General features: G+C 40.9%; 14 protein-coding genes, 9 tRNA genes and 2 rRNA genes. 22 read left to right on the top strand and 3 right to left on the bottom strand.

The annotated features are described in order from the left end of the window. From BW986_RS27170 to rocF, 12 genes are all read left to right on the top strand, one after another. Positions 1 to 97, top strand: a 23S ribosomal RNA gene (locus tag BW986_RS27170); the annotation flags it as partial. A 73-nt stretch (positions 98 to 170) separates the two neighbouring features. Then, positions 171 to 286: ribosomal RNA gene (rrf, locus tag BW986_RS27165) — 5S ribosomal RNA — on the top strand. Positions 287 to 331: 45 nt separating this feature from the next. Beyond that, positions 332 to 406 (top strand) — tRNA-Asn (locus tag BW986_RS27160). A 3-nt stretch (positions 407 to 409) separates the two neighbouring features. Beyond that, a tRNA-Thr gene (locus BW986_RS27155) sits at positions 410 to 482 on the top strand. Between the two features lie 31 nt (positions 483 to 513). After that, positions 514 to 588, top strand: a tRNA-Glu gene (locus BW986_RS27150). Positions 589 to 605: 17 nt separating this feature from the next. Continuing rightward, positions 606 to 681, top strand: a tRNA-Val gene (locus BW986_RS27145). 15 nt (positions 682 to 696) lie between these two features. Then, positions 697 to 772, top strand: a tRNA-Thr gene (locus BW986_RS27140). 18 nt (positions 773 to 790) lie between these two features. After that, positions 791 to 874, top strand: a tRNA-Tyr gene (locus BW986_RS27135). Positions 875 to 975: 101 nt separating this feature from the next. After that, positions 976 to 1,050: transfer RNA gene (locus BW986_RS27130), tRNA-Gln, on the top strand. A gap of 3 nt (positions 1,051 to 1,053) precedes the next feature. Continuing rightward, positions 1,054 to 1,125, top strand: a tRNA-Gly gene (locus BW986_RS27125). Between the two features lie 21 nt (positions 1,126 to 1,146). Continuing rightward, a tRNA-Ala gene (locus BW986_RS27120) sits at positions 1,147 to 1,222 on the top strand. A 206-nt stretch (positions 1,223 to 1,428) separates the two neighbouring features. Further along, positions 1,429 to 2,331, top strand: a complete 903-nt coding sequence (gene rocF, locus BW986_RS27115; RefSeq protein ID WP_076372680.1) for an arginase — start codon at positions 1,429 to 1,431, stop codon at positions 2,329 to 2,331. A 140-nt stretch (positions 2,332 to 2,471) separates the two neighbouring features. On the opposite strand, the gene BW986_RS27110 is transcribed toward rocF, so the two are convergent. After that, positions 2,472 to 2,657 (bottom strand): aspartyl-phosphate phosphatase Spo0E family protein, encoded by a 186-nt coding sequence (locus tag BW986_RS27110; protein ID WP_076372678.1) that lies wholly within the window; start codon positions 2,655 to 2,657, stop codon positions 2,472 to 2,474. Between the two features lie 172 nt (positions 2,658 to 2,829). Between BW986_RS27110 and sigW the strand changes: the two genes are divergently transcribed. The 7 genes from sigW (at position 2,830) to BW986_RS27075 (ending at position 10,745) form a co-directional block, all read left to right on the top strand. Next, positions 2,830 to 3,393 (top strand): RNA polymerase sigma factor SigW, encoded by a 564-nt coding sequence (sigW, locus tag BW986_RS27105; RefSeq protein ID WP_063236211.1) that lies wholly within the window; start codon positions 2,830 to 2,832, stop codon positions 3,391 to 3,393. Between the two features lie 16 nt (positions 3,394 to 3,409). Next, positions 3,410 to 4,033 (top strand): anti-sigma factor family protein, encoded by a 624-nt coding sequence (locus BW986_RS27100; RefSeq protein WP_076372676.1) that lies wholly within the window; start codon positions 3,410 to 3,412, stop codon positions 4,031 to 4,033. A gap of 219 nt (positions 4,034 to 4,252) precedes the next feature. After that, entirely contained in the window at positions 4,253 to 5,077 is an 825-nt protein-coding gene (gene cdaA / locus BW986_RS27095) for a diadenylate cyclase CdaA (RefSeq protein WP_034304935.1), read from the top strand. After that, the gene (locus tag BW986_RS27090) at positions 5,070 to 6,428 is read left to right on the top strand and encodes a CdaR family protein (RefSeq protein WP_076372674.1); all 1,359 of its coding nucleotides are present in this window, start codon (positions 5,070 to 5,072) and stop codon (positions 6,426 to 6,428) included. The genes cdaA and BW986_RS27090 overlap by 8 nt, the downstream gene beginning before the upstream one ends. Before the next feature lie 56 nt (positions 6,429 to 6,484). After that, the gene (gene glmM, locus BW986_RS27085; RefSeq protein ID WP_076372672.1) at positions 6,485 to 7,834 is read left to right on the top strand and encodes a phosphoglucosamine mutase; all 1,350 of its coding nucleotides are present in this window, start codon (positions 6,485 to 6,487) and stop codon (positions 7,832 to 7,834) included. A gap of 464 nt (positions 7,835 to 8,298) precedes the next feature. Next, positions 8,299 to 10,101 (top strand): glutamine--fructose-6-phosphate transaminase (isomerizing), encoded by a 1,803-nt coding sequence (glmS, locus tag BW986_RS27080; protein ID WP_076372670.1) that lies wholly within the window; start codon positions 8,299 to 8,301, stop codon positions 10,099 to 10,101. A 272-nt stretch (positions 10,102 to 10,373) separates the two neighbouring features. Beyond that, positions 10,374 to 10,745, top strand: coding sequence for an iron chaperone (locus BW986_RS27075; RefSeq protein WP_076372688.1), 372 nt, complete (start codon positions 10,374 to 10,376; stop codon positions 10,743 to 10,745). Between the two features lie 42 nt (positions 10,746 to 10,787). On the opposite strand, the gene BW986_RS31390 is transcribed toward BW986_RS27075, so the two are convergent. Then, positions 10,788 to 11,132 carry an ATP-binding protein gene (locus BW986_RS31390; RefSeq protein WP_081395827.1) on the bottom strand — a complete coding sequence of 115 codons (345 nt, stop codon included), beginning with the start codon at positions 11,130 to 11,132 and terminating at the stop codon, positions 10,788 to 10,790. A gap of 176 nt (positions 11,133 to 11,308) precedes the next feature. Beyond that, positions 11,309 to 12,769 carry an AcpB/EbpR/MafR family transcriptional regulator gene (locus BW986_RS27065; protein ID WP_076372668.1) on the bottom strand — a complete coding sequence of 487 codons (1,461 nt, stop codon included), beginning with the start codon at positions 12,767 to 12,769 and terminating at the stop codon, positions 11,309 to 11,311. A 1,057-nt stretch (positions 12,770 to 13,826) separates the two neighbouring features. Here BW986_RS27065 and BW986_RS27060 point away from each other — a divergent pair. The 3 genes from BW986_RS27060 to BW986_RS27050 are packed head-to-tail and all read left to right on the top strand — an operon-like array spanning position 13,827 to position 15,720. Beyond that, positions 13,827 to 14,171: an LPXTG cell wall anchor domain-containing protein gene (locus BW986_RS27060; RefSeq protein ID WP_076372666.1), complete on the top strand. Its 345-nt coding sequence runs from the start codon at positions 13,827 to 13,829 to the stop codon at positions 14,169 to 14,171. Positions 14,172 to 14,191: 20 nt separating this feature from the next. After that, entirely contained in the window at positions 14,192 to 14,962 is a 771-nt protein-coding gene (locus BW986_RS27055) for a WxL domain-containing protein (RefSeq protein WP_260321008.1), read from the top strand. A 23-nt stretch (positions 14,963 to 14,985) separates the two neighbouring features. Then, positions 14,986 to 15,720: a WxL domain-containing protein gene (locus tag BW986_RS27050; protein ID WP_076372662.1), complete on the top strand. Its 735-nt coding sequence runs from the start codon at positions 14,986 to 14,988 to the stop codon at positions 15,718 to 15,720. Positions 15,721 to 15,732: the final 12 nt, after the last annotated feature.

Here is a 15,732-nt window from a genome sequence, read left to right as displayed (position 1 = left end):
GTAAGATCCCTGAAAGATGATCAGGTTGATAGGTCAGAGGTGGAAGCATGGTGACATGTGGAGCTGACTGATACTAATAGATCGAGGACTTAACCTACGCTTTAAAAAAATGAAATACCTTCTTATTATCTAGTTTTGAAGGAATGAAAATTCTTCAAAAATGAATATAGTCTGGCAATGATGGCGAAGAGGTCACACCCGTACCCATTCCGAACACGGAAGTTAAGTTCTTCAGCGCCGATGGTAGTTGGGGGTTTCCCCCTGTGAGAGTAGGACGTTGCCAGGCTATTCATTTAAATCTTTAAATGGGTTTTAGGAAACATTATATTATTCCGCAGTAGCTCAGTGGTAGAGCATTCGGCTGTTAACCGAACGGTCGTAGGTTCGAGTCCTACCTGCGGAGCCATATGCTTCCATAGCTCAGTAGGTAGAGCACTTCCATGGTAAGGAAGAGGTCAGCGGTTCGAATCCGCTTGGGAGCTTCCCGATCTATCTATGAACACAAAACAGTTCGGCCCGTTGGTCAAGCGGTTAAGACACCGCCCTTTCACGGCGGTAACACGGGTTCGAATCCCGTACGGGTCACCATTTTAAATCATTAATCCGGAGGATTAGCTCAGCTGGGAGAGCATCTGCCTTACAAGCAGAGGGTCGGCGGTTCGATCCCGTCATCCTCCACCATTTCATTCTTTACTTGCCGGTGTAGCTCAACTGGTAGAGCAACTGACTTGTAATCAGTAGGTTGGGGGTTCAAGTCCTCTTGCCGGCACCATTTACAACCATATATTGCGGAGGGGTAGCGAAGTGGCTAAACGCGGCGGACTGTAAATCCGCTCCTTCGGGTTCGGCAGTTCGAATCTGCCCCCCTCCACCATTTTAATAAAATCCTGTGGATCAGTTATATATTCTCTGTATTGGGGAAATATATGATTACCACCTTTTTATTTTGTTGATTTATCATTGCATATCATATATTGGGCTATAGCCAAGCGGTAAGGCAACGGATTTTGATTCCGTCATGCGAAGGTTCGATCCCTTCTAGCCCAGCCATTTGCGGAAGTAGTTCAGTGGTAGAATACAACCTTGCCAAGGTTGGGGTCGCGGGTTCGAATCCCGTCTTCCGCTTAATAAATTTTAAATCCCTTAGGGGCCTTAGCTCAGCTGGGAGAGCGCCTGCCTTGCACGCAGGAGGTCAGCGGTTCGATCCCGCTAGGCTCCACCATCAACTACATACACCAAAACTTACGTCTTAAGCCAAAAATGGTTTAAGACTTTTTTTTGTTTAAGACATAATTGGGTAAACTAAACCCCAGAAAGATATTATTTCACAAAAAACATATGTGATAGGAACGTGCATCTTTATACATGGAAATGTCGAGTTGAACCAATCGGCATATACGATATAAAATGATGGAAAGGGGGAATTGTATGTCTATTCAGAAAATTTCCGTCATCGGTTTGCCAATGGACCTTGGTCAAGCAAGGCGAGGGGTGGATATGGGACCTAGTGCCATTCGCTGCGCAGAGATCGTCGAGCGTCTTGAAAAGTTGAATATAGAAGTAGAGGATTTAGGGGATATAATTGTTGGCCGTCCTGAAAATGCAGATGAGCCTGGTACAAATCTAAAAAACTTACAGCTTGTAGCGAAGGGTAACTCCCTGTTAGCTACAAGAGTTGATGAAATAATAGAAGGAGGTTCCTTTCCGCTTGTATTGGGAGGAGACCATTCAATAGCTATAGGTACACTTGCAGGAGTCGCTAAGCACTATGAAAATGTAGGTGTGATTTGGTATGACGCACACGGGGATTTAAATACGGAAGATACTTCACCATCAGGGAATATACACGGTATGCCCCTGGCTGTCAGTATTGGGCTTGGACATCCGGACCTAATCAATATCCATGGTTTTGCTCCAAAAGTGAAACCGGAAAACATCGTTATAATTGGAGCAAGGTCATTGGATGAAGGGGAAAAAGAACTTATCCGTGAAAAAGGGATTAAAGTATTCACGATGCATGAGATCGACCGCCTGGGAATGACACGCGTCATGGAAGAATGCATTGATTATTTAAGGGAGAGAACGGATGGCGTCCACCTTTCATTGGATTTGGATGGAGTCGACCCAGCAGATGCACCCGGAGTGGGGACACCGGTGATTGGTGGTATAAGTTATCGGGAAAGTCATTTGGCCATGGAAATGCTTGCGGAATCCAACTTGATTACATCAGCTGAATTCGTTGAAGTGAATCCCGTTTTAGATGAGCGAAATAAGACGGCGATCGTGGCCGTGGCCCTAATGGGTTCGCTATTTGGTGAAAAATTACTATAACTGAAAAAAAATAAAAGAAACAGTAACCGGCTTGTAATGGGTTACTGTTTTTTATATGCTAGAAGACGTAGGTTTATTTACCAGGGTGTATGTAATAGGAACATATCTATAGATAAATGGTTGCAATCTTATATCCATATTCACTTGAGGGCGCGTCTGTCTGTGAGATCTCCATTTTTAGTTAAATGGATGTATTGGATGATTAGAGAATCCAGTTTGCTGCTAACTTCAACAACTTCATTATCCACCATCGAAGAACGGGAAGCCAAAAACATCATTTTCTGTCTGTATTGTTCAATATGGTCCAAAATTTGTTCTGCAGTCATATAGAGAATCACTCCCTTGAATTTTACAATTTCTTACTATATAACCCTGTTTTTTTTTTCTTAAACATAAAATGTAAAACTTTGTTAAAATTAATGTATTAAATTTTTGAAACCTTTTAGCTTACGGTTCGTAGTAATCGTATAGCCGCATGAGCGGGGGTAATACCGGAAAATGGATGCACTCATTAAAGAGAGAATTAATCAAGTATTAAAGGGAGACCATAATGCATTTGGGGAAATTGTCGAAATATACAAGGACAAAGTGTTCCAAATATGTTTCAGGATGCTCGGTAACAGGCAAGAAGCAGAAGATTTGGCACAAGAGGCCTTTGTAAGGGCCTACGTGAATATTCGAAGTTTCAATATACAAATGAAATTTTCTACATGGTTATACCGGATTGCGACCAATCTTTGTATTGACCGGCTTCGCAAGAAAAAACCGGATTACTATTTAGATGCAGAGGTGGCAGGAACAGAGGGATTGAATATGTATTCCCAAATTGCATCGGATATGGCGAAACCCGAGGAAGAGGTTGAATCTTTAGAACTACAGGAAACCATTCAAGTGGAAATAATGAAATTGCCCGAGAAATACCGATCGGTAATCGTATTGAAGTATATTGAAGAGTTATCCCTAAAGGAAATCAGTGAAATACTCGATTTGCCGGTCGGTACGGTTAAGACGAGGATACATCGCGGTCGGGAAGCCTTGCGTAAACAACTACGCCATTTATAAAAAGAAGGTGAGAAAAATGAACTGCCATGAGGAAATCATTGAATATATGCATGATTATTTAGATGAGGACATCAAACCGGAGCATAAAGAAGTTTTACGGGAGCACTTGCATAACTGTGCTGAATGCCGGGATTACTTTCATGAAATGAAAAAGGCGGTCGCTCTTGTACAAAGCACTTCCCATATAAAGGCCCCGGATGACTTTACAGCAAAGGTTATGGCTCAATTGCCAAAGGAAACGAAAACAACAGGTGCCAAACGTTGGTTCAAAAGCCATCCCTTCATGACAGCGGCAGCGATGTTCATCATATTGATGACAGGATCTGTTTTTTCCACTTATAATCAGGACGAACATTTTTCAGTATCAAAGCAGCCTAACTTAGTGGTCGAAGGTGAAACGGTGATTGTGCCTGAGGGTGAGACAGTCAAGGGAAATGTGGTAGTTCAAAATGGTAACATTCAAATAGATGGTGAAGTAGAGGGAGATGTGACAGTCATAAATGGGCATAAATATATGTCAAAAGCAGGGAATGTGACTGGGAGCATCCATGTTATTGACCAAGCTTTTGAGTGGATGTGGTATAAAGTAAAGGATACTGCAACCTCGTTGGTTCCTGCTAAAGAGGAGAAAAAGGAATAAGGAATGAAAGCTGGGAGGGGGCACCGTTTTTTCATTTACGGTGACCTCGCTCAGCTTTATTTTTTAAAAGGAAGGGAACCCTTTTTCATGATTCGTTTTTCCTATGTAAATTTCTCACACTAGTTTTTAGATGTATCATTTAAAAAATGGTATACTATTAAGGTTATCGTATAAAGATTGTAATTTGTATTTGGAGTAATACTGACTGGAGGAAACAACATGTCTTTAACCAACTTGACTGTTTGGGACTATGTAGTAAATTTCATTGATATTCTCCTTGTATGGTTTGTGATATATAAATTGTTAACTATTATTCGGGGCACGAAGGCTATTCAGCTGCTAAAAGGAATTTTTGTAATTGTCATTGTAAAAAGCTTAAGCAACCTGTTTGGTTTCAATACACTCGGATGGTTAATGGCACAAGTCATGAATTGGGGAGTATTGGCGATTCTCGTCATTTTTCAACCTGAACTGAGAAGGGCACTAGAACAATTAGGACGCGGGAAGCTCTTTGCAAGGGGAACCGTTCCAGAAGAGAATCAGCAAGAGCGTTTAGTCGAAGAAATCCTAAAGGCGTCCACCTATATGGCAAAAAGGCGGATCGGAGCCTTGATTACGATAGAAAAAGGTACGGAGCTAGGGGATTATGTTGAAACTGGGATACCTCTAAAATCCTATATTTCTTCAGAATTGCTCATTAATATCTTCATCCCTAATACGCCGCTCCATGATGGCGCAGTTATTTTACAAAATAACCAGGTGGCAGCTGCAGCTTGCTATTTGCCATTATCAGAGAGTCCATTCATATCAAAGGAACTTGGCACACGGCATAGGGCAGCCATAGGCATGAGTGAAGTTACGGATAGTCTTACGATTGTCGTTTCAGAAGAAACGGGAGGGATATCCGTCACTAAAAACGGGGAACTTTACCGTGATTTGAATCAAGAATCATTTAGGGCCATGCTTACAAGTGAACTGGTAGTGGAAAACATCAAATCAACTTCCTCAAGCATCTTTAACTGGAGGGGGAAAAAGAATGGATAAATTCACCAATAGCGCTTGGTTTATGAGAATCGTAGCTTTTGCCTTGGCGGCACTTTTGTTCATTTCCATTAACTTTGAGATGGAGTCGGATAAAAAATCACTTGGTTTATCGACTGCCCCTGAAATCAGTACGGAGACCATCGAAAATGTACCGGTTGAAGTGTACTATGACCGTGAGAATTTAGTGGTGAGCGGAGTGCCGGAGACGGTGGATGTTACTCTAAAGGGAGCAAAAAGCCTATTGATAAATGCGAAAAACCAAAGGGATTTTAAAGTGTATGTAGACCTTTCGGATCCTGCAATCTCAATGGGGGACAGAACTGTCACATTTAAAATAAGTGATTTGAATGAAAAATTAGTGGCGACGATCGATCCGGAATATGCGGAAGTCAACGTTCAGGAACGGGTGACGAAGGAATTCTCCGTTGAAGCCGAGTATAATAGCTCTTTACTTGAAGAGGGATATACCGCTGGTCAGCCAACAGTCAGCCCGAAAACTGTCAAAATAACGGGTGCTAAAGATGCGATTGAACAAATTTCCTATGTAAAGGCAAACCTTGAAATAAGTAAGGGGCTTAACGAAACGGTGAACGGAAAGGCAACAGTTAAAGCTCTGGATAGGGACCTGAATAAGCTGGATGTGACGATCGAGCCATCTACTGTTTCAGTTTCCTTAGAAGTGAGCATTCCTTCCAAGACGGTGTCGATAGCACCGAAGCAAACTGGCAAGGCAAAGGATGGCATAAGGGTCACGAGTATAAGTGTCGACCCAAAAGAGGTCACCTTATTTGGTTCGGAAACGAGCCTTGAGAAAATAGATGTAGTGAATCTTCCTGTAAATATCTCGAAAATTGATGGTGATACAGAACTGGAACTCGATCTTGATAAACCGGAAAGTGTACAAAAAATGTCCTTGGGTAAGGCAAAGGTCAAGGTTCGTACAGAGAAAGTCGAAGTGGATGAAGAGAATGCAGAGCCAGTCGTAGAAGAGGAAGAACCAGAAACCGAACAAAAACAAGAAGAACAAGTAGTCGAAGAAGAAGCAGAAGAAGATGAACCGGCTGCCATTGAGTCTAAAACTTTCAACAATATACCAATAGTGCCTGTGGGCATGAAGGATGACCAAAATGCCGAATTGGAATCCGATGTAACAAGCATCACTTTGCTTGGTGAGGCGGATGAATTGAAGAAAATAACTAAAGACGACATTAATCTTACAGTAGATGTGAGTAATTTAGATGAAGGTACGCATGATGTGGAATTGGCGGTATCAGTGCCTGAGGGAGTGGAGTGGGAACTGGATTCTAAAACGATTTCGGTCACCATCACACCAAAAGACGAAGAGACATGATTTTCCTTTAACATCATCATTAAATTCAGTAACGATTCGAAGAAGGAGCGATAAAGATGGGTAAATATTTTGGAACAGACGGAGTCAGGGGTATAGCGAATAGCGAATTAACACCGGAGTTGGCATTTAAACTAGGCCGTTTTGGTGGCTACGTGCTTACTAGAAATACAGAAAAGCCCAAGGTGCTGATAGGGCGCGATACTCGTATTTCAGGTGAAATGCTGGAAGGTGCGCTTGTTGCCGGTCTTTTATCCATTGGGGCTGAAGTGATGCGCCTGGGTGTCATTTCGACACCGGGAGTTGCCTATTTAACAAAGGCCTTAAGTGCTGAAGCAGGTGTCATGATTTCCGCTTCTCATAATCCGGTAGCGGATAATGGCATTAAATTCTTTGGACCGGATGGGTTTAAGTTATCCGATGAACAAGAAGCGGAAATTGAAACACTATTAGATATGGAAAAGGATGAACTTCCACGCCCCGTTGGCGGAGATTTAGGCCATTTGAACGATTATTTCGAAGGAGGACAAAAGTATCTCCAGTACTTGAAACAATCAGTGGATGAAGATTTTACAGGCATTCATGTTGCTCTTGATTGTGCACATGGGGCGACCTCTGCCTTGGCCATGCATTTGTTTGCAGATCTTGATGCGGACATCTCTACGATGGGGGCATCTCCCAATGGCTTGAACATTAATGATAAGGTAGGTTCCACCCACCCTGAGGCACTTGCCGAATTCTTAAAAGAAAAAGGTGCGGATGTCGGACTTGCATTCGATGGTGACGGAGACCGCGTCATTGCGATAGATGAAAAAGGAAATATAGTGGACGGCGACCAAATCATGTATATCTGTGCGAAATACCTTAAAGAAAATAACCGTCTGAAACAGGGAACAGTGGTTTCCACGATCATGAGCAACCTTGGTTTTTATAAAGGTCTTGAAGAGCATGGCATACAAAGCGCCCAGACGGCAGTGGGGGATCGCTATGTGGTCGAGGAGATGCGAAAAGGCGGCTATAACCTTGGCGGCGAACAATCCGGACATATCATCTTCCTGGACTATAACACGACAGGCGATGGCTTATTGACGGGCTTACAGCTTGTGAACATCATGAGTGATACCCAAAAAACCTTATCGGAGCTCGCTGGCGAGATGAAGAAATATCCACAAACGCTGATCAATGTCAGAGTTACCGATAAACACGCTGTAACCGATAATGAAAAGGTACAGGAAGTCATCAAGGCAGTCGAAGAGGAAATGGACGGAAACGGTCGTATTTTAGTGAGACCATCCGGTACTGAACCGTTAGTCCGTGTTATGGCTGAAGCACCGACAGCTGAGGAATGCACTAATTATGTAGAGCGCATCGTCGCAGTTGTAAGAGCGGAAATGGGAATGAACGAATAACTGATCCTATGCATAAAAGGAACGTAATTTCCTTTTATGCATATTTTTATTAAGAAGTTCTTTTTTTAGGTCTTGGTAATAAAGAATTGACCTATGTCCCTTGTTTAAGGTATGATTATCCTGATTTACAACTCATTTTCTAAAAATGGTTGTGTTAAAAAGGAGGGTAGGCAAGGAGAAACGGATTCACAAAAGCGCCTGAACTAAGTCTGGACGAGAAATGGCTTAGTTGACGAGGAGGAGGTTTATCGAATGATCGGCGGATACCTCCCGGCTGAAGTGCACAGCCGCAGTAATTCCAATCTTAAAACAGTAGGGCAACTTACTGCACAAAGGGTTGGAAATGCACAATGGGAAAAAGTGCTTTAAGGCATTTCCTTTATAAAAATATATATCAGAGATGAGGGGGCAGGGATGCCCCCGTGCATTCCTGTCCCCTCTAATCGGTTGGAGGAACAGAAATTATGTGTGGAATTGTTGGATATATTGGACTTAACGATGCAAAGGAAATTTTATTAAAAGGTCTTGAAAAACTTGAATACCGCGGTTATGACTCTTCTGGGATTGCTGTGCGAAATGAAGCAGGCGTTACAATCTTTAAGGAAAAGGGAAGAATCGCGGACTTACGCGGAGCCGTTGATGAAAATACTATGGCACATACTGGAATAGGACATACGCGCTGGGCCACCCATGGTGTGCCAAGCCGTGAAAATGCCCATCCTCACCAAAGTAATTCAGGTCGATTGACTTTAGTTCATAATGGGGTCATTGAAAACTATGCGATTCTAAAACGTGCATATTTGAAGGATGTTGCCTTTAAAAGTGAAACGGATACGGAAGTCATCGTTCAACTTATAGAGAAGTTCGTAAACGAGGGCATGGAAGTGGAAGAGGCGTTCCGTCAAACACTCACTCTTTTGGAAGGTTCATATGCCATTGCCCTATTGGATGCTGAAAATGATGAAACCATTTTTGTCGCAAAAAATAAAAGCCCGCTGCTAATCGGTGTCGGAAAAGATTTTAACGTTGTCGCTTCGGATGCAATGGCCATGTTGCAAGTCACAGATCAATTCCTTGAACTGATGGATAAGGAAATGGTTATCGTGACAAAAGAAAAGGTAACGATCAAGAACCTTTCCAACGAAGAAGTCATGCGTGCTCCGTACACTGCTGAACTTGATGCAAGTGATATTGAAAAAGGTACGTATCCGCACTATATGCTCAAAGAAGTCGACGAGCAGCCAGCTGTAATACGTAAAATCATTCAAGCATACCAAAATGAAGAAGGTAAACTTGCAATCGATTATAGCATTACTGAAGCCGTAAGTGAGGCTGACCGTATTTATATCATCGCTTGCGGAACCAGCTATCATGCAGGGTTGATTGGTAAGCAATTCATCGAAAAAATGACTGAAATTCCGGTTGAGGTCCATGTGGCATCGGAATTCACTTACAATATGCCGTTATTATCGAAAAAACCGCTATTCATCTTCATTTCACAAAGTGGGGAAACTGCAGATAGCCGTGCCGTGTTAGTGTCGATCAAAGCGCTTGGTCATAAAGCCCTGACCATCACGAACGTACCTGGCTCTACATTGTCACGTGAAGCGGATTATACGCTCTTGCTGCATGCTGGCCCTGAAATTGCCGTTGCCTCGACTAAGGCTTATACAGCTCAAGTGGCAGTCTTATCGATCTTAGCGAATGTAACTGGCCAATTCCGTAACATGGAGTATGATTTCGACCTTGTAAAAGAGCTTGGAATCGTTGCGACAGCAATGGAAGCCCTATGTGATTCGAAAGAAGAGATGGAAGACATTGCCCGTGAATACTTGTCCGTTACGAGAAACTGCTTCTTCATTGGCCGTTCTCTTGACTACTATGTTGTGCTTGAAGGGGCCCTTAAGCTGAAGGAGATTTCATACATCCAGGCGGAAGGCTTTGCTGGCGGAGAGCTTAAACATGGAACGATCGCCTTGATTGAAGAAGGAACACCTGTCATAGCCCTTGCTACGCAAGCGGGTGTCAACCTAAGCATCCGTGGTAATGTTAAGGAAGTGGTTGCCCGTGGCGCCAACCCTTGCATCATTTCCATGAAGGGGCTTGAAGAAGAGGATGACCGTTTCGTCATCCCGGAAGTGAATGAACTATTAACACCCCTTATCTCTGTTATCCCGCTGCAGCTCATTGCTTACTACGCAGCCTTGCACCGCGAATGTGACGTGGATAAACCACGTAACCTTGCGAAAAGTGTAACGGTTGAGTAAGTCGGAATGAATGCAATGTATGTTTTAGATTTAAAATGAAATCTAACTCTTTATAAAGAGTTGCGAAGCTTCACCCCTTTGGCTATGATTAGCCAAAGGGTATTTTTTTTATGTCTAAAAGAACGAGAACTTCTCAAGTTGGCAAGTGGTTTAAAGCAGGCCGAGGAATCGATGCGCAGTGTAAATAAAGTCATTTCATACATATTGATTATGATACGGATGAGGGGAAAATGACATTATTCAAAAAAATTTCAATTTTAGGAGAGAGTGACATGGAAGTTTTTGCAGAATTTTTAGCGAAGATTGATGACCCGCAACATCGGGACCGAACGGAGGAAGTTTTGGCTTGGGTAATTAACAAATATCCAAATTTAATTCCGAAAATCGCGTGGAATCAGCCAATGTTTACCGATCATGGCACATATATCATTGGCTTTAGCGTAGCCAAACATCATTTGGCTGTTGCCCCTGAAATAGCAGGGATTAATCATTTCTCTGATGAAATCGTGCAGGCTGGCTATGATCACACCAAGCAGTTGGTGCGCATCAAGTGGGATCGTCCGGTTGATTACTCATTACTTGAGAGAATGATCGAGTTTAATATTTTGGATAAGGCAGACTGTTCAACTTTTTGGCGGAAATAAAAAAATCGGATTATTTAGGGTGGAATTATTTTTAATCAAACTTTAACTAAACCAATAGATTTTAAAAACAGCTGCCATTGCAGCTGTTTTTATCGAATCACGAATCTCTTCATGAAATAGGAAGCAGGTTGCTAAAAGTCTTTCCCTTTGCGAGTTCAAGGATATATTTCCATCATGCATATCAATGATCTTTTTCACGATGGATAGACTAATTAAGCACGCCCATGCCAGGTCAGCTTTATAAAATCGCTCGAATATGTGAAATTGGTCTTTCGCGGAAATGCCAATTCCATTGTTGGAAATCTTTATGGATGCTGGATCATCAATCTGTTGTAACCGAATCGTGATTTTCCTCTGGTGGCGGGTGAATGTAATACTATTGTGTATTAAAAGTTGTCCATACTGATATTAATGGAGTTAATGGCAATTGAAGGACATAGTCATCCAGGAAGACAGTGTTTCAGTGTAGATTACGAGTTTCTTTCTCTGTACTCCTGATTATTCCGGTGCATGATTGTGCGGATTTCCTCTCTTTAATTATAAAAGCTTGAAAAAACCGATAGTTATGGTGATTTATTCAAGCGCATTCTCTCAATACAGTCTCTAAGTCTCTCAAAGTCAATTCTTTTTGGAACGGAACTCCACACAAATACTTTTGCATCATATTTTTCAATAGACATATATAGGCGATCAGTGATTATTAAATCAGGATGTTCACCTTCGTTACAGAGTTGAATATGACTGGATATCCTTTTTATTTGATTAATGATATATTCGCTTGGATTTCCTTCCAGGATTGAAAAGATTTTAATCTTGATTGGCTTGTTGTCCACTTTAAAATTAATTGTGCGCTTTAGTAATCCATGATACCTGCCCAATAATCTCTCCCGATGTTTCAATATTCTCGAAAGCGCCTTTTTCTTGGCAAGTTGATCATAGAAACGATTCATTAATTCAACTTGATTAGGGGAATCCTGTTCAAAAGCTATCTTATATGGATCCTCTTTAAATAGAAAGGTAGGACCATCAAAAATCTGAGTATAGTAATGAAGGTATAATAGATTTGCAAACAAGGCACCATACTCTTCCGCGTCAATTTCCATCGAAAAGAATTCCATGAAAGTTTCCAACCAGTGTATGGTCGTTTGTACAAAAAGATCTTGGTTATGATGCTGGGCAAAATTCATGATTAAACTGATTTGGGGATTTTTTTTATCATAAAATTCAAAACAACTAATTACAGTAAAGGAAAACATCATTTCTAAAGTGATTTGCACTTCCGTTAAAGTTGTTAACTCTTTAAATAGAGGTTCTGCCAATCTTGAAAATGATTTAAATAAATGATGATGTTTCGTGAATGATTCATAGGTGGGATCTTCTTCAATGATAAACCCCAACTTAGCTCTAGTAATGGATATGGCCAGCCAATACAACACATGCTCAGGGATGTTTTCCCTGTCTCCTTTTAGCATCCCAAGGATTTGCTCTCTGTTGACAGATGAGAATGGCCAAACCTCGCCCCAGCATGAATTCCAATAAAACAAGTAGAAGAAATATCGAAATTGCTTTTCGGTACCATTGAAAGTCGCCATATGCTGTGTTGTATACTGTAATTTGAACTGATCTAAAAGCGGTTTAATTTTATTGATTCGTCTGTACATGGATGCATAGCTTGTATAATTCTTTTTTGAGAAGGCATGTATATCACCAAACTTGTTATAGAAAATCTGATCACACGCCTTATACGTTAAAGAATGTTCTAAATACCTCCTCTCGACCGATTTGATTGAGAAATTATCCTCTGTCTTTAAATAAAAGTTTTTATGCTCACGTTCAATGATTTCTGCTTCTGGTCCAATTTCCTTCAAGTCATGTTTTAGTTCGTCAATAAATTTTAGGATGGTCCTATCTGATGCATTTAAGCTTTTTGCGATATCAGAAATGGAACAAAATTGATTTATTGAATGCAAGTAGATTAAAATCCGTACTTTTTGATAAACTGAACGATCTAAAAAGTTATACATCCAATCCTTCCCCTCACTCTAAAACGTTATAAAAACTCCAATCGCCTTTTATGATTCTTATTACCCCCTCCTTTTATACTAGAAACATCATCTTCTACAATGGCAAAATAATATAAATTTATCAATGAAACTACCTTTCATTCTTTTCATTCTTTTCATTTATTGCCACAAAAATGGAAACACCCCACTTTTTAATGACATTAAAACCATATAAAAAGCAATGAACCGTTATCTAAATTATCGGTTTTTTTTAATGTTTTCGGAAAATATGAAATGAGATTATGGTACATGGTGTAATGCTCGAACTGACATATTTAGGGAATGAGACCTCCAGATCAAAGATCATGTACTGCACAATCATGCTTTTTAATCGGTTCCAATGGCTAATAGAGAAATAAAGTGCCGTACCTGATTAATGGTATCGGGATAAAAATGGTGAGTATCGTAATGTAAGGCTTAAAAAGTGAATATTGTGCTGTAGGAAGAATGGAGTATGAACTTGAAAGGTACTCCGCCCATGGTAAGCGGTATCCTTTTCAGAGTTCATATATTGTACTTAACAATAACCGAATTTGAAAAAATCCGATTATTCATTCGAATATTAACGATTGAATAGTTGGCATTTTTCGAAAAATGCTTAATTAAGGTACTAAATATGAACACTTCATTCTCTTGAATATCGCGATGAACTGTAATTATTATGAGTTGTAGAAACCCTGCGGCATCATGAAAAATTTCTATAGGAATAGAGGTGAATAATAATGGGAAGCCAAACAAACGGATAGAAAGTAGAACAACAAATAATGGGAATTTTCTACAGGATTAGAGGTGAAAAATAACGGGAAGCCAAACAAACGGACAGAAGGTAGAACAACGAAGGGGATCAATAATGGGAGTAGAGGTCTTATTCTTAACAAGGGTCGGTAGTGGATTTTAATAACCGGAAAATCTCAGGTTTTTCCGCGATAGTCTTTTAGGACCATCTTATTTTCAATCTAAATGGCATCATTTTTATGGCAATGGAAGAAAGTCCACCAAATGATTGAAGGAGGGTGGAATGGTGAAAAAATCAATTATATATATAAGTATATTAATAGTTTTACTTGGAACAAATTTTTCAAATGTACATGCCGAATCAAGCAGTTCATATGGTTCTGACTCAAATGTAGGGTTTTATGGAGAATATATTCATAAAAAAGATTCTGACAGTAATAAATCCCCCGAATCAGGTGTATCTGGAAATGAATCAAATGAAAATGGGGCATCAAATGATGCAGGGCCTGAAAAATTACCCCAAACGGGTGATCAATCGAGCACTCAAAATATGTTTTTGGGAGCTCTAGTAATTTTGTTAGCTTTCTTTCTCTTACAAAGAAAGTCATTAAGAGTCATAGATAAATAAAAGTCATGGAGGGAAATACATTGAAAAAACGGTTGAAAGTACTTACAGGCTCGGCTTTGGCAACATCACTAATTTTAGGCGGTACTATTTCGGCACTTGCGGCAGATGGAGGGGAGTATAATTCCTCTAGTACAGTGAAGTTCAAACCGTATACAGGAATCACGAAGCCGGTTGACCCGAATGATCCAGATAAAGAGGTGAAACCTGAAAATCCGGATGGTACGGATCCAAATCCAGGAACGAATGGTCCATTAAGTATCGACTTCGCTTCAAGTTTAGACTTTGGCGAAAATGAAATTTCAAACGTGGATCAAGTATATTATGCAGCGCCCCAGAAAGTTAACGTCACAGATGATCTAGGTGCAGTCACTCAGGAAAATAGAGCCAATTATGTTCAGATTTCGGATAATCGCGGGAGCAATGCAGGCTGGACTTTAAAAGTGAAACAGGAAGGCCAATTTGAAAACGACGCTACACTGAACCCTGTTCTGACAGGAGCTGAAATAAAATTCACTGATGGTGTGCCAGTAACAAATATGGAAAATGTAACTGCGCCTACCGCTTCCGATATCACCTTAGATCCCTCAGGAGCCGAATCATTAGTGATGACAGCGGCTGAGAATACTGGTGCAGGTAAATGGCTTGATGTTTTTGGGACAGTGGAAAATGTGGACGGTGAGTCTAAAAATACTGCGATTACATTATCCGTACCTGGGAGCACTCCTAAGGATGCAGTCGAATACAGTACAAAACTAACATGGGTTTTAACGGATTCACCGGCAAATAACTAAACTAATAAAAGGGGGAGTTCACTATGAAAATTGCAAAATATCTTGTTGCTTCAACGTTATTGGTCACAGGTTTCGGAATCGCAGGACAAGGAGCCTCAGCAGAAGGCGGAGAATATGAATCTGGCGGTACCATTACATTTGCGCCATATACAGGTATCACACCTCCAGTTGACCCAGAAAATCCAGGTGAAGAGGCTAACCCGGAACCTACCCCAAATCCAGGGACAAGCGGTCCATTAAGCATTGATTTCGCTTCATCATTTGATTTTGGCACTCAGGAAATCACAACACAAGACATGGTTTATAATTCTGCTGCACAAAAAGTCAATATTACGGATGATCAAGGAGGGGCCACGCAGGAGTTAAGGCCTAATTATGTACAAGTCAGTGATAATAGAGGTACTGAAACAGGCTGGACACTACAAGTACGACAAGATGCACAGTTCGAAACCACTGATAATGATGTATTGGATGGTGCAGCCATAAAAATCTTGAATAATAATGTAAACACATCTTCGACTTCTCCAGTACCAAGTACAGTCCCTGCTGAAATCGACTTAGTACCAGGGACACCATCAATAGTGGTGGCAGCAAAAGATGCTGAAGGTGCCGGTACTTACGTTTCTCGTTTTGGTAAAGCAGATGACGGCAACATGGATAAAAGTGTTCAATTATCAGTTCCAGGCAGTACGACAAAATATGCAAAAGAGTATAATACGACACTTACCTGGATTCTGACTGACACACCGGCAAATTAAAGTGACCGTGGT

Source organism: Peribacillus simplex (assembly GCF_900156045.1).
Lineage (GTDB): Bacteria > Bacillota > Bacilli > Bacillales > DSM-1321 > Peribacillus > Peribacillus simplex_D.
Note: the sequence above shows the minus strand (reverse complement) of the source record. Positions and strands in the feature narration are given on the sequence as shown.